This is a genomic window from Paenibacillus sp. YIM B09110, assembly GCF_037167145.1.
GTDB lineage: Bacteria > Bacillota > Bacilli > Paenibacillales > Paenibacillaceae > Pristimantibacillus.
Window position 1 is genome coordinate 390,918 of the sequence record NZ_JBANSP010000002.1, and the last position, 13,047, is coordinate 403,964.

Below are 13,047 nucleotides of genomic sequence, written 5' to 3' on the forward strand. Positions count from 1 at the left end.
CTACTTTAAGGTACAGGTGTGATGAGATGAAACCGTTCATTTATGACTATACGCTCGAGCAGCTTCAAGAATGGGTGAAGGAAAACGGTGAGCCTGCGTTCCGCGCGGGACAACTGTTTGACTGGCTCTACGTGAAGCGGGTCAAGAGCTTTGAAGATATGACCAACTTGCCGAAGCAGCTTCGCGATAAGCTGGAGGATCAATTCCAATTCGTGACGCTGACGGAGATTACGAAGTTCGAATCGAAGGACGGCACCGTTAAGTTTCTGTTCGGTCTTCATGACAACCATGCAATTGAGACTGTAATTATGAGACATAATTACGGCAACAGCGTATGTGTAACGACACAGGTTGGCTGCCGTATCGGCTGTACGTTCTGCGCATCTACGCTCGGCGGACTGAAGCGCAATCTGACTGCAGGCGAGATTATCGCACAGGTTGTTACCTCGCAGCAGATGCTCGACGCAACAGGAGACCGCGTATCCAGTATCGTTATTATGGGCTCTGGCGAACCGTTCGAGAATTATGAAGCAACGATGACGTTCCTTCGTAATATGATTCATGAGAAGGGGCTTAATATCGGCCAACGCCATATTACCGTCTCCACGAGCGGAATCGTGCCTAGCATGTACAAGTTCGCGGACGAGAACACGCAGATCAATCTGGCGCTCTCGATCCATGCGCCGAACGATACGCTTCGCTCGAAGCTGATGCCGGTTAACCGCCGCTTCCCGTTCGAGGACGTAATGGCCGCTTGCCATTATTATATTGCGAAGACTGGACGCCGGATTACGTTCGAATACGCTTTGATCGGCGGCGTGAACGATCGTCCGGAGCATGCGCAAGAGCTGGCAGACGTGCTTCAAGGTATGTTGTGTCACGTCAATCTAATCCCGGTCAACCATGTACCGGAGCGCAATTATGTACGTACACCGCGCGAGGATATATTCGAATTCCAACGCATCTTGGAGCGAAATAAGATTAACGCGACGATCCGCAGAGAGCAAGGCCATGATATAGCGGCCGCATGCGGCCAATTAAGAGCCAAACATATGGAGTCCCAAGCGAGGTAGGTGAAGATCGATTGTTGACTGCAAATCGCAGCGATATTGGACGAGTTCGGCAAGTTAATGAAGATTTTTCATGGGTGAGCCAATTCAATAACGGAGTTACTCTTGCCATTGTGGCCGACGGCATGGGAGGACACAAAGCGGGCGACGTTGCCAGTCAGAAGGCGGTTGACGCCTTCCGCAGTACGGTCGAGCATGGCGCAGCCAAACCCGATCTATCGCTGCAGGAGGGCAAGATGCTTATTCGTCAGGCGATTTCGTCTGCGAATGAGGCTGTCTATGACTTGGCCTCCCGTAACGAGCAATATTCCAATATGGGCACGACGATCGTAGCGGCGCTTGTAAAGAGCGACAATGCGATCATCGGCTATGTCGGCGACAGCCGGGCCTATAAGATTGCCGAAGGTGACATTACGCAATTGACGGTCGATCATACGCTTGTCAATGAGTTGGTCAAGTCGGGACAGCTAAGCGCCGAAGAAGCGGCTCATCATCCGCGCCGCAACGTGCTGACACGCGCAGTGGGAACGGATTCCCATGTAGACATTGATATTCAAACGGTTGATTTGTTGCAAGGAGACGTATTGCTGCTATGCAGCGACGGTCTCACGAATATGGTTACCGATCAGCAGATGCTGGAGACAGTAATGAATGAGCATTTGGAGCTGGACGCGAAGGCGGAGCATCTCATTTCGCTGGCGCTGCATGCAGGTGGAGACGACAATATTACGATTGTTCTTCTACAGGATGCGGCTGGCGCGAATCGAGAGGAGCGAGTTGGATGATCGGACATGATCTAGGCGGACGCTATGAGATACTGACTAGAATCGGCGGCGGCGGCATGGCGCTCGTATATAAGGCGCATGACGTGCTTCTGAACCGCAAGGTGGCCGTTAAAGTGCTGCGGCAGCAGTTCGTGCACGACGAAGAGTTTATACGCCGTTTTCGCCGCGAGGCGCAATCGGCTGCTGCGTTGTCCCATCCGAACGTCGTAAGCATCTATGATGTAGGGCAAGAGGACGATACGCATTACATCGTCATGGAATACGTGGAAGGCAATAATCTGAACGAAGTCATTCAAGAGCGAGCGCCGCTGCAAGCTGATGAAGCGGTGCGCATTGCCATGCAAATTTGCGATGCGCTCGATCACGCTCACCAGAACCATATTATTCATCGCGATATTAAGCCTCATAACATACTGATTGGCAAGAATGGCCGTGTAAAGGTAACCGATTTCGGTATTGCCCGCGCAGTAACTTCGTCGACGATTACGCAGACGGGTTCGGTTATCGGCTCCGTCCACTATTTCTCTCCGGAGCATGCCAAGGGCATCAATACCGGCGAGAAATCGGATATCTATTCGCTGGGTATCGTTCTGTATCAGATGCTGACGGCTAGACTCCCGTTTCTAGGGGAAAGCCCGATTAGCGTAGCTCTTAAGCATCTTCAGGACAACTTTGAGGAGCCGCGCGTGGCTAACCCGCATATTCCGCAAAGCGTGGAGAATATCATCCTCAAAGCTATGCGCAAAAACCAAAGCGAGCGCTATAGCTCGGCTCGCGAAATGCTGCTCGATCTGGATACATGCTTGCGTCCGGATCGGCTGAAAGAAAAGAAAATTACGTTTAACAGCGACAGCGATATGGAAGAAACGAGAGTCATGCCCGCGATTCGCGACATGCAGGTGTCGAAGCCAGTTACTGGAAGCGATCGGACGGAGCAATCCGCGGCTGCGAATACGAATACGGATGTGCAATGGAACGAGAAGGGCTTGGCAGCCAAAGAGAAGGGCTGGAAGAAGCCGGTTACGATTGTTGGCGTTACGCTCGCCGTGCTGGCGCTCATTATTTGGGGCTTCATAGCGCTGCTCGGCCGACTTGACGTTCCAGAGGTTAAAGTACCTTATGTTGTAGACAAATCATTCGAGGTCGCCAAGGCGGAGATCGAAGCGGCTGGTCTGAGGGTGCAAGATCCGGTTACTCGGGAGTTCAAGAAGGACATTCCGAAGGATCAAGTATTCCAGCAGTCGAAGGCGAATATGTTTGTCAAGGAAGGCTCTCTTATCGAGCTGTGGGTCAGCGACGGACCCGAGATGGAGAAACTGGATAATTACGTTGACAAGCTGCTTCAGGATGCCAAGGACGCGCTTGTTGCGCTTGGTGTGGAGGATGGACAGATTAAGACCGATCCTGTGTTCAGCGAAGAACCCGAGGGTACGATTCTGAAGCAAACACCTGAAGCCGGCACGGACTTCGATCCGGAGCAAGTGGAGATCACGTTCATGGTCAGCAAAGGCAAGGAGGAGGTTTCGATGCCGAATCTGATCGATCGATCGCTAGATGAGGCGAAGGACCTGTTGAAAGCGAGCGAGCTCGTTCTCAACAATGATGACATCCTCTATGAGCCAAGCTATCTGCATCAGAAAGGCTATGTTATTAAGCAAGATCCGTATCAACCGAATCAGAAGGTCGCCAAGGGCGAGACCATCAACATTACTGTAAGTTCGGGGCCGCCGGCCGATGCGAAGGAGCATAAGTTCAATTTCATTATCTCGCCTGCTGAAGCGGGCAAGACGAGCCAAATACGAATCATGTACTCCGACGCGCGCGGCGAAGATTTGGAATGGGACAAACCGCGGCAAATTGACAGCACGCGGACATTCGCGGTAACGGTTGTCGTCGCGCCGGATACCGAAGCGAGAGTAACGATCATCCGCGATAATCAATTCGTCGAGACGATGACGATTACGTATGATGAAGTTGCGGGAGGGTCAACCTCATCGAACGTGACGATTCCGGGCAACGAGGCGCCTCCATCCGAGGAGCCGACCCAAGCGGAGGTAGGCGAAGGCAATGAGCAGCCAAAGCAAGAAGAACAACAACAGCAAGAGCAGCAAGACCAACAATAACAATAGTAATGGTACAGATAAGCTGAGAGGCACGATCGTCAAAGCGCTTAGCGGATATTATTATGTACGCGCGGAGGGCGTATCCTCCGATACAGCTCCGGTCCAATGCCGTGCGCGCGGCGTATTCAAGAAGCGGGGGATATCCCCGCTTGTTGGGGACGAGGTACTGTACAGCATGACGGATAACGGCGAAGGAACGGTTGAGGAAGTGATGCCGCGCAGCACGGAGCTCATTCGGCCTCCGGTTTCTAATATCGATCTTGCCATTCTCGTGTTCTCAGTGACGGAGCCTGCGCTTAACTTGCAGCTTCTGGATAAATTTCTAGTCCATATCGAGCATGCGGGCATCGAGCCCGTTCTATGCTTAAGCAAGCAGGATCTCGAAAACGACGGTATGGAGACGGAGGAGGCGCAGCTTGCGGCCTCCTCCGTTAACCGTATTTACCGTTCTATCGGCTATGAGGTGTTCGGTACAAGCTCGCGCAAGGGGGAAGGCATAGAAGCGCTGCATGAGCGCCTTAAAGGCCACTTGGCCGTCTTCGCAGGTCAATCGGGCGTCGGGAAGTCGTCGCTGCTCAACGCAATCGTACCTGGACTTACGCTCGAGACAAATGAGATCAGCAACAGACTTGGCCGCGGCAAGCATACGACACGTCATGTTGAGCTGATCGCGATTGGCGGAGGGTATGTCGCGGATACGCCGGGCTTCAGCCAGCTGGACTTTGCTGAACTGGGTATTGAGGATTTAAGCTACTGCTTCGTAGAGATGCGCCATCTTGCTTCCGATTGCAAGTTCCGCGGCTGCACGCATCTGCATGAGCCTGGCTGCGCGGTGCTTGCTGCGGTTGATAAAGGCGAGATCGAGCGGAGCAGATATGACAACTATGTATTGTTCATGAATGAATTGAACGACAAGAAACGGAGGTACTAACCCATTATGACTATTATTGCGCCTTCTATATTGTCGGCCAACTTCGCCAAGCTTGGCGAAGAAATTAAGGATGCGGAGAGAGCAGGAGCGGATTGGATTCACGTGGACGTCATGGACGGACATTTTGTTCCGAACCTAACGTTCGGACCTCCGGTTATTGCCGCGGTTCGCAGCGCAACGAAGCTGCCTTTCGACGTTCATCTCATGATTGAGCGTCCTGAGCTGTCGCTATCCGATTATATTGCCGCAGGTGCGGATCGAATTACCGTACATGCGGAAGCGTGCGTGCATCTTCACCGTACGGTTCACTTTATTAAAGAAAAAGGATTGCCGGTTGGCGTCGCGCTTAATCCCGCTACGCCGGTGTCCGTACTGGATCCGATTTTACAGGATCTCGATTTGGTGTTAATTATGACAGTGAATCCGGGCTTCGGCGGTCAATCGTTCATTCCTTATTCGCTCGTCAAGCTGCGCCAGCTGCGAGCGGCTCTGAATGAGCGCGGTCTGGACGGGGTGCATGTTCAGGTCGACGGCGGCGTGAATCGCGAGACGGCTCCGCTTATCCGTGAGGCAGGCGCTAACGTGCTTGTGGCGGGTAACGCGGTGTTCGCCGAGAACGATCGCGCTGCGGCGATTGCGGCGCTCAGATAGGGGATATAACGATGAGCGATAGATTCAAGTCGATCGTATGGATGATTGTTTACTCGTTCGCGGCAGGGGCACTGCTGGCCGCATTCAGTTTTACGCCGGGTTTCGTGAAATACTTGTTCTCGCTCTTGGCCTTATACATCGGCATCCGTTTCTTCCGCAAGTACGATAGCATCGGGCTGCGAATCGCTTTTTTCGTTGTTGCGATCCTTTTCTATCTTGTGGTCGCGATCATCGTCTCAATCGTTACGTATATGCGCGATAATCCGGATTTGATAAACAACGTATAACAGCCCTTTCAGAGCACGCTCACGATGGAATAGGACAGACCAGGGACGCATAGGATGGTTACATAAGCGTATGTTCTGGTCACGGTACAATTCGATGAGCGTGTCTGAGGAGGGATGAGGCATGAAATTTTACACGATCAAACTGCCGAAATTTTTGGGCGGTTTCGTAAAGGCGATATTGAATACCTTCCAAAAAAGCTGATAGTGTTCCTGGCTGCCGCCTTACGACCGCGATCGCGTAAAGGGATAACAAAAAGCACCTGAGGTCTCAGGTGCTTTTATCTATGGCCAAAGCCATGATTATACGCGTGTAACTTTGCCGGACTTCAGTGCGCGAGCACTAACATAAACACGTTTCGGTTTACCATCAACAAGGATGCGAACCTTTTGAACGTTTACGCCCCAAGTACGACGCGTTTTGTTGTTGGCGTGGGATACGTTGTTCCCTTTGCCCGGTGCTTTACCTGTAAGAAAACATTTGCGGGACATGACTACACCTCCTTCAAGATTTGCGTATGCAAAAACTTAAGTTCGTTAGCGGATATTCATTAGAACGCATTTGAACACACTTGAACATCGTATCATAAACTAAGTTTCTGTTCAACCCAATTCTAAAGGATGCAGCGTGTGAAATATAATGAATAATTAAGCATTTTGCTTGATAATGACCGTATTTGACGTGTACACTTCTATAAAGGCGCTGTTTATAGTACAATGATACATAGTCCATAATACTTACAGTAAGGGAGTGTAGTTCTATGCCTCTGCAGCTTAGCACCGAGCTTGGTTCCATTCACGTTACAGATCACTGCATTGCCGTTATTGCTGGCTCCGCAGCTTTGGATTGTTATGGACTTGTCGGAATGGCTTCGCGAAAGCAACTGAAGGACGGTATCGCCGAGCTATTGGGAAGAGATAATTATACGCGCGGGGTAGAAGTGCGGCGTGAGCAAGAGAAGCTGCATATCGATCTTCATATTGTCGTGAGCTACGGCACGAAGATTTCCGAGGTTGCCCATAATATTCAATCAAAAGTGAAATATGTACTTAACAATGTATTCGATCTACAAGTGGAACAAGTCCATATATTTGTTCAAGACGTGAGGGTATCCAGGTAGCGGAAGGGGAATTTTCTTTGAGTAAGCGCTTTATTAACGGATCTGATTTTGCCGCAATGGCACTGCTAGGTGCAGAATATTTACAGCGTAACGCCGAACATGTTAACGCTTTGAATGTGTTTCCTGTGCCGGATGGCGATACGGGAACCAACATGAATTTAACGATGACCTCCGGTATTCGCGAGCTGCGCAGTAAACCGTCCGCAGGGGTGGGCAAAGCGGCAGAAGCTCTTTCGAAAGGGCTGCTCATGGGCGCGCGCGGCAATTCCGGCGTTATTCTATCGCAATTGTTCCGGGGCTTCTCGAAGTCGCTGAGCGGGGTAGAAGAAGCGGGAGTGCTCCAGCTTGCGAATGCGCTTCAGCATGGTGTAGACATGGCCTATAAGGCGGTTGTTAAGCCGGTCGAAGGAACAATACTTACGGTTGCCAGAGAAGCTGCCAAGCATGCGGTTCAGTATGCGCGCAGAACGAATGATGTTGCCGATTTGATGCGCGAAGTGCACGCGAAGGCGCATGAGGCGCTGCAGCGCACGCCTGATCTGCTGCCTGTCCTTAAGCAGGTCGGCGTAGTCGATTCCGGCGGACAAGGACTCGTATTTATTTACGAAGGCTTCGTGCATAGCTTGAATGCGGGTGCCGGAATCGTAGAGCAAGAAGGCTATACATTGCCTTCTGAAGCTGCGCCTCCAGAGGAAGTAGCCGTTCCTGGCTCAGCTCCAAGCATTCGCAAGCAGGAGCCAAGCTCTGCGCAAGCGAGATTGTCGACGGATGCCATTGAGTTTTTATACGACATGGAATTTTTTATCAATCGCAAGTTGATCGGCAATAAAGCGGCGTTTTTTGATGAATCCGCTTACAAACGTGCGCTCGAGAAGGATGGAGACTCCATTCTCGTCATTACGGACGACGACATTATCAAAGTGCATGTCCACTCGCGCAAGCCTGGCGACGTGCTTAACTTATCTCTGCCTTACGGCGAGTTGACCGATATCCATATCTTAAACATGAGAGAGCAGCACCGCGAGCTGCTGGAGCAGGAGCATGCGGCAACCGATTATTCGCCTGCAAGCTTAGCTGCAGCGGAATTGCTGGCGGGGCAAGTGCCGGATGCGGCGGTAGCGCCTGGACAAGTATATGAGCGCGCTCCTTATGGGATCGTCGCAGTAGCGCTTGGCGACGGTATTGCCGACATTTTCCTCGAAAATGATGTGGATACCGTATTGTCCGGCGGACAAACGATGAATCCGAGCACAGAAGATTTTGTGAAGGCGATTGAGGCGCTCTCTGCTGAGCATATTTATTTGCTGCCGAATAACGGCAACATCATCCTTGCTGCCGAACAAGCTGCCGAGCTTAGTGAACGCAGTGTGACGGTTATTGCTACTCGGACGATTCCTCAGGGGCTGGCGGCTGTGCTTGCCTTCAAAGAGGATGAATCAATAGAGCGCAATACGGACTGGATGCGGAATGCGGCTGAACAGGTTGTTTCCGGCCAAGTAACGAAGGCCGTACGGGATACGACGATCGAAGGGGTTTCGATTCGCGAAGGCGAATATATCGGCATTAAGGAGAAGACGATTGTCGTCTCTGATCCGGCAGTGCTGGGCGCTTGCCAATCGCTGCTAGCCAGCATGCTGGGGGACGGCGGCGATCTTGTAACCGTGCTTACAGGCGAGGATGCCGACCCGGGCGTAACTGCGGCGTTGTGTGAATGGATTGCCGAGCAGTACCCAGAGCTGGAGACCGAGGTGCAAGAAGGCGGGCAGCCTCTTTACCCTTATTTGTTCGCCGTTGAATAATTGGCAATCGTTATTTATGTCCGGGAGGGGATTCCTATGGGTAAGGTTCGAATTGTAACGGATAGTACCGCTGATATTCCGCTCGAGGTAAGAGAGAAGCTGGGCATTTCGATGGTGCCGCTTAAGGTTCTGTTCGGAGACGAAACGTATTTGGACGGCGTGACGATCCAGAACGAGGAGTTCTACGCGAAGTTGACCTCATCGTCCGTTCTGCCGACAACCTCGCAGCCGTCGCCGAACGAGTTCTCGGAGATGTACGAGCAGTTGCTCGCTGATGATCCGGAAGGGCCGATTATTTCGTTGCACTTATCGGCAGCGCTGAGCGGAACGTATCAATCGGCTGTTATTGCGCAGTCGATGCTGGAGGACGCCGGCGATATTACGATCCTTGATTCCAAGTCGGCTTCTTACGGCTTCGGCATGCGCGCTATTCGGGCGGCCGAGATGGCGCAGGCCGGCGCATCGAAGGATGTCATTCTGGCTGAGCTGCAGCGTCTCGAAGGCGAGATGCAAATTTATTTTTTGGTGGATTCGCTTGAATATTTGCAGAAGGGCGGACGGATCGGCAAAGCTTCGGCACTTATAGGTTCGATTCTTAATATTAAGCCGATTCTGTCGCTAGAGTCCGACGGCACGGTCTATCCGGTCGATAAGGTGCGCGGAACGAAAAAAGCGATGGCGCGCGTGCTTGAGATGTTGAAACAGCGCTTCGGCGCGCAGGAGCCTGTGTCGATGACGATTGCGTGGTCTTCGGGTCAAGACACAGCTATGGAGCTGTGCGAATACTTGAAGGGCCATTTCAATATTCAGCATATAGGCTTCACGACAATCGGAGCGGTTATCGGAACGCATACGGGACCGGGGCTATCGGCCGTATTTATGTACAAGGTGTGAGTGAATGATGATTAGCTTAGATCAAGTTTCCGTTAAACAAATTAAAGGCGTGAGCGCTCCTAAGGAACAGGAGCTTCACGCCTTTGGCATTCAAACCGTCGCCGATCTGCTCAACTATTTTCCATATCGGTACGAGGACTATCGCATTCGTAATTTGGCAGATGCCAAGGATGGCGAGAAAGTGACGGTGCTTGGCCAGATCCGCGGTAATCCGCTGCTTCAACGATATGGTAAAGGGAAGTCGCGGCTGACGTGCAAGATTGAGATTGACGGATGGCTTGTGACGGCCGTCTGGTTCAATCGGCATTATTTGCAGGAGCAGCTTACGCTGGGGCGTGAAGTGATGCTGACAGGCAAGTGGGAGCAGCATAGGCTGCAGATGACGGTATCCGATTCGGAGTTTCAGGATGGCGGCGGAAGCGCAGGCGCAGGAGGCAAGGCGGCTAAGAGCGGTACGCTTCAGCCCGTCTATTCTGTAGGCGGCAGCATTACGCAGCCGTGGATGCGCAAGACGATTCGCCAGGCACTGACGCAGTACGAGACGATGATTGAGGAAGTGCTGCCGCATGAGCTGGTGCAGCGACATCAGCTTATGGCGAGGCGCGACGCCGTGCGCCATATTCATCTGCCGGAGGACGCGAAGGAAGGACAAGCTGCCAGGCGGCGGCTTGTGTACGAGGAGCTGTTCCTGTTCCAGCTCAAGCTGCAAGCCTACCGCGCGCTGAATCGCAAGCGCGCCGACGGCTTGGCGATGCGTGTCGAGAGCGAATGGATACGGCAGTTCGCGGCGACGCTGCCATTCGAGCTCACCGATGCGCAGAAGAAGGTAGTCAACGAAATATTGATGGATATGCGCCGTCCATCTAGCATGAACCGGCTGCTGCAGGGCGATGTCGGCTCGGGCAAAACGGTCGTTGCCGCTATCGCGCTGTATGGGGCCGTCAAGACCGGCCATCAAGGCGCGCTTATGGTACCGACGGAAATATTGGCCGATCAGCATATGCGCTCGCTGCAGAAGCTGTTCAGCGGCATGGGGATCGAGGTCGGCTTGCTGACGGGCAGCTTGACGGAGCGTAAGCGCCGCGACGTGCTTGCCGGCTTGCAGATGGGGATGATCGATATCGCGGTTGGCACACATGCGCTTATTCAAGACGACGTATTTTTCCGTAGTCTTGGGCTTGTCGTGACCGATGAGCAGCATCGGTTCGGCGTCAATCAGCGCAGCGTGCTGCGGCGCAAGGGCTTGAATCCGGACGTGCTGACGATGACGGCAACGCCAATTCCGCGAACGCTTGCCATTACGGCATTTGGGGATATGGACGTGTCAACGCTTCGCGATCGGCCTCACGGGCGCAAGCCGATCAAGACGTATTGGGTGAAGCACAGCATGATGGATCGCGTGTTGGAATTCATTCGCAAGGAAGTGGATCAAGGGCGTCAGGCGTACATTATTTGTCCGCTTATCGAGGAATCGGAGAAGCTTGACGTGCAGAACGCGATTGATCTGCATATCCAAATGCAGCAGGCGTTCCCGCAATATAAGGTGGCTCTGCTTCACGGGCGGCTGACTGCGGCCGATAAGGATGCCGTCATGAGTGCCTTCGGTGCGAACGAGACGCAGGTGCTCGTAGCGACGACCGTCGTTGAGGTTGGCGTCGACGTCCCGAATTCGACGTTAATGGTCATTATGGATGCGGAGCGCTTCGGTCTGTCACAGCTCCATCAGCTTCGCGGACGCGTTGGGCGAGGTGAGCATCAGTCGCATTGCATTCTCGTGGCCGATCCGAAATCGGAGACCGGACGCGAGCGGATGAAGGTCATGACGGATACCGATGACGGCTTCGAGGTATCGCGGCGCGACCTAGAGCTTCGGGGACCGGGCGACTTCTTCGGGACGAAGCAGAGCGGGCTTCCCGAGTTCAGGCTGGCCGATATGGTGGCTGATTATGAGACGCTGGAAGAAGCGCGCGATGACGCGGGAGAGATAACGGGGCAAGACGATTTTTGGACAAATGCATCCTATGCAAGGTTGCGCGCGCTGCTGCAGAAGGATCAAATTTTTCAAGGCGAGCAATTGGACTAGGCAATAATTCCTTAATTCCGGCATATAGTTAACCGTTAACACTGCCGGTTGGAGGTGTCTAGACTGTGAGTTACCAAAAGTACGGCATTAAGCCGCAGTTGGTCGAGCGCGTCAAATATAAGTTGAAAAATCCGGTCACGAAGGACCGGATTCGAGAGCTGCTGGGCAACGTAACGAAATATGATTTGCAGGAACGTCCGAAGGTGCGCAGGCTGGTGAAGGCTGCTGCCGTTGTTTTGCAGGAGCCGCTCACCGATGTGCAGGAGGATCAAATCGTCGCCTTCGTTTTGGGACAAAAGATTGATCCGAACAATACGTTTCATTTGCTCAAGCTTTGGGGCATGTTTCGCTGACCTATCCGGTCGGCGATTTTTTTTTGTTGTGGGGCAAGCTTAGCTTGCATTAAATTGCATTGCAGTGCCGTTGCGGACTCAGGAGTTCGCTATAGACACAGGCCTCAGGTGTCCGCAGCTATACCTTACTATGGATTAGATGGTGCGTGTTCGCCCGCGCTTAGAACAGCCGCAACTGCTCGTCCACCATCATTTGCTCAATTAATTCGGGGGAGTCGTTGCGGACGTTGCCTACAGCGGAAGAGACCGCGTAAGCAACCATGTCGCGTTCGTCATATGGGCGCAAAAGCGGCAGAATGGCTTCTACGTCCTGCGTCTTGCGATCAAGCCATAACGCTTCATTCTCTGGCTTTAAGATGACCGGCATACGATCATGAATAGGGGCCATTAACGGATTAGGTTCTGTCGTAAGGATGGTACAGCTGTTTATTCTGGCGCCATCGGGAGAGATCCAAGTTTCATACAGACCAGCCATGCTGAATATCTCACGGCTCTTCAACGTAATCCGCATCGGCTGCTTGCCGCCGCCGCTCAGCTTCTTCCACTCGTAGAATCCGTCCGCAGGGATGAGGCAGCGCTTGCTTCGAAGCGGCTTCTTGAACGCAGCCTTCGCGGCTGCCGTCTCTGCTCGCGCGTTAATCATCATGAAGCCGATCTTCGGATCATCGGCCCATGGCGGAACGAGACCCCACTTCAGCTCGCCGAGCCGATTGGCGCTCCCATCGTTAATGACTGCGAGCACTTGCTGGCTTGGGGCTACGTTATATTTGGGGCGATGGAACGGAATGCCTGTCTCGTCTACCATATACCGCACCATTAGCTCTTCTATCGTTATTGTGAGTGTATATCTTCCGCACATCGCTTCCAACCTCCGTCTGTTGCTGCTCGCTTAAGGCAGAGCGTGAATTTGGCTCTATTATACTATGACTTTCCTTGTATGCCCAACTTGCACG

At 52.7% G+C, this 13,047-nt stretch carries 14 protein-coding genes; 12 read left to right on the forward strand and 2 right to left on the reverse strand.

Annotated elements, in window-relative coordinates:
- Positions 1-26: 26 nt before the first annotated feature.
- The 7 genes from rlmN to spoVM all read left to right on the forward strand — a co-directional run bounded on the left by rlmN (position 27) and on the right by spoVM (position 6,049).
- A complete protein-coding gene (gene rlmN, locus V8F51_RS04075) occupies positions 27-1,073 on the forward strand; it encodes a 23S rRNA (adenine(2503)-C(2))-methyltransferase RlmN (protein ID WP_337098764.1) in 1,047 nt (348 codons plus the stop codon).
- 11 nt (positions 1,074-1,084) lie between these two features.
- Complete coding sequence (locus V8F51_RS04080; protein ID WP_337098765.1) at positions 1,085-1,855, forward strand: Stp1/IreP family PP2C-type Ser/Thr phosphatase; 771 nt, start codon at positions 1,085-1,087, stop codon at positions 1,853-1,855.
- Positions 1,852-3,978 carry a Stk1 family PASTA domain-containing Ser/Thr kinase gene (gene pknB, locus V8F51_RS04085; RefSeq protein WP_337098766.1) on the forward strand — a complete coding sequence of 709 codons (2,127 nt, stop codon included), beginning with the start codon at positions 1,852-1,854 and terminating at the stop codon, positions 3,976-3,978. The genes V8F51_RS04080 and pknB overlap by 4 nt, the downstream gene beginning before the upstream one ends.
- The gene (rsgA, locus tag V8F51_RS04090; protein WP_337098767.1) at positions 3,923-4,909 is read left to right on the forward strand and encodes a ribosome small subunit-dependent GTPase A; all 987 of its coding nucleotides are present in this window, start codon (positions 3,923-3,925) and stop codon (positions 4,907-4,909) included. The genes pknB and rsgA overlap by 56 nt, the downstream gene beginning before the upstream one ends.
- A gap of 6 nt (positions 4,910-4,915) precedes the next feature.
- Positions 4,916-5,560: a ribulose-phosphate 3-epimerase gene (gene rpe, locus V8F51_RS04095; protein WP_337098768.1), complete on the forward strand. Its 645-nt coding sequence runs from the start codon at positions 4,916-4,918 to the stop codon at positions 5,558-5,560.
- 11 nt (positions 5,561-5,571) lie between these two features.
- Positions 5,572-5,847: a hypothetical protein gene (locus tag V8F51_RS04100; RefSeq protein WP_337098769.1), complete on the forward strand. Its 276-nt coding sequence runs from the start codon at positions 5,572-5,574 to the stop codon at positions 5,845-5,847.
- A 121-nt stretch (positions 5,848-5,968) separates the two neighbouring features.
- Positions 5,969-6,049 (forward strand): stage V sporulation protein SpoVM, encoded by an 81-nt coding sequence (gene spoVM / locus V8F51_RS04105; RefSeq protein ID WP_040711006.1) that lies wholly within the window; start codon positions 5,969-5,971, stop codon positions 6,047-6,049.
- Positions 6,050-6,147: 98 nt separating this feature from the next.
- Here the strand turns inward: spoVM and rpmB are convergent, their stop codons facing one another.
- Positions 6,148-6,336 carry a 50S ribosomal protein L28 gene (rpmB, locus tag V8F51_RS04110; RefSeq protein WP_337098770.1) on the reverse strand — a complete coding sequence of 63 codons (189 nt, stop codon included), beginning with the start codon at positions 6,334-6,336 and terminating at the stop codon, positions 6,148-6,150.
- 269 nt (positions 6,337-6,605) lie between these two features.
- Here rpmB and V8F51_RS04115 point away from each other — a divergent pair, with 269 nt between their 5' ends.
- The 5 genes from V8F51_RS04115 to V8F51_RS04135 all read left to right on the forward strand — a co-directional run bounded on the left by V8F51_RS04115 (position 6,606) and on the right by V8F51_RS04135 (position 12,094).
- Entirely contained in the window at positions 6,606-6,965 is a 360-nt protein-coding gene (locus V8F51_RS04115) for an Asp23/Gls24 family envelope stress response protein (RefSeq protein ID WP_337098771.1), read from the forward strand.
- 56 nt (positions 6,966-7,021) lie between these two features.
- Positions 7,022-8,764: a DAK2 domain-containing protein gene (locus tag V8F51_RS04120; RefSeq protein ID WP_337098906.1), complete on the forward strand. Its 1,743-nt coding sequence runs from the start codon at positions 7,022-7,024 to the stop codon at positions 8,762-8,764.
- Between the two features lie 36 nt (positions 8,765-8,800).
- Positions 8,801-9,658: a DegV family protein gene (locus V8F51_RS04125; protein ID WP_337098772.1), complete on the forward strand. Its 858-nt coding sequence runs from the start codon at positions 8,801-8,803 to the stop codon at positions 9,656-9,658.
- 4 nt (positions 9,659-9,662) lie between these two features.
- The gene (gene recG / locus V8F51_RS04130) at positions 9,663-11,741 is read left to right on the forward strand and encodes an ATP-dependent DNA helicase RecG (protein WP_337098773.1); all 2,079 of its coding nucleotides are present in this window, start codon (positions 9,663-9,665) and stop codon (positions 11,739-11,741) included.
- Positions 11,742-11,806: 65 nt separating this feature from the next.
- A complete protein-coding gene (locus tag V8F51_RS04135) occupies positions 11,807-12,094 on the forward strand; it encodes a stage VI sporulation protein F (RefSeq protein ID WP_337098774.1) in 288 nt (95 codons plus the stop codon).
- A 160-nt stretch (positions 12,095-12,254) separates the two neighbouring features.
- Here the strand turns inward: V8F51_RS04135 and V8F51_RS04140 are convergent, their stop codons facing one another.
- Entirely contained in the window at positions 12,255-12,953 is a 699-nt protein-coding gene (locus tag V8F51_RS04140) for an SOS response-associated peptidase (RefSeq protein ID WP_337098775.1), read from the reverse strand.
- Between the last annotated feature and the right edge of the window lie 94 nt (positions 12,954-13,047).

Excerpts from the sequence above, each read along its gene's own strand:
- rlmN (WP_337098764.1), top strand. The coding sequence starts at position 27 with ATGAAACCGTTCATTTATGACTATACGCTCGAGCAGCTTCAAGAATGG.
- pknB (WP_337098766.1), top strand. The coding sequence starts at position 1,852 with ATGATCGGACATGATCTAGGCGGACGCTATGAGATACTGACTAGAATC.
- rsgA (WP_337098767.1), top strand. The coding sequence starts at position 3,923 with ATGAGCAGCCAAAGCAAGAAGAACAACAACAGCAAGAGCAGCAAGACC.
- rpe (WP_337098768.1), top strand. The coding sequence starts at position 4,916 with ATGACTATTATTGCGCCTTCTATATTGTCGGCCAACTTCGCCAAGCTT.
- V8F51_RS04100 (WP_337098769.1), top strand. The coding sequence starts at position 5,572 with ATGAGCGATAGATTCAAGTCGATCGTATGGATGATTGTTTACTCGTTC.
- spoVM (WP_040711006.1), top strand. The coding sequence starts at position 5,969 with ATGAAATTTTACACGATCAAACTGCCGAAATTTTTGGGCGGTTTCGTA.
- rpmB (WP_337098770.1), bottom strand. The coding sequence starts at position 6,336 with ATGTCCCGCAAATGTTTTCTTACAGGTAAAGCACCGGGCAAAGGGAAC.
- V8F51_RS04115 (WP_337098771.1), top strand. The coding sequence starts at position 6,606 with ATGCCTCTGCAGCTTAGCACCGAGCTTGGTTCCATTCACGTTACAGAT.
- V8F51_RS04120 (WP_337098906.1), top strand. The coding sequence starts at position 7,022 with ATGGCACTGCTAGGTGCAGAATATTTACAGCGTAACGCCGAACATGTT.
- V8F51_RS04125 (WP_337098772.1), top strand. The coding sequence starts at position 8,801 with ATGGGTAAGGTTCGAATTGTAACGGATAGTACCGCTGATATTCCGCTC.
- recG (WP_337098773.1), top strand. The coding sequence starts at position 9,663 with ATGATGATTAGCTTAGATCAAGTTTCCGTTAAACAAATTAAAGGCGTG.
- V8F51_RS04140 (WP_337098775.1), bottom strand. The coding sequence starts at position 12,953 with ATGTGCGGAAGATATACACTCACAATAACGATAGAAGAGCTAATGGTG.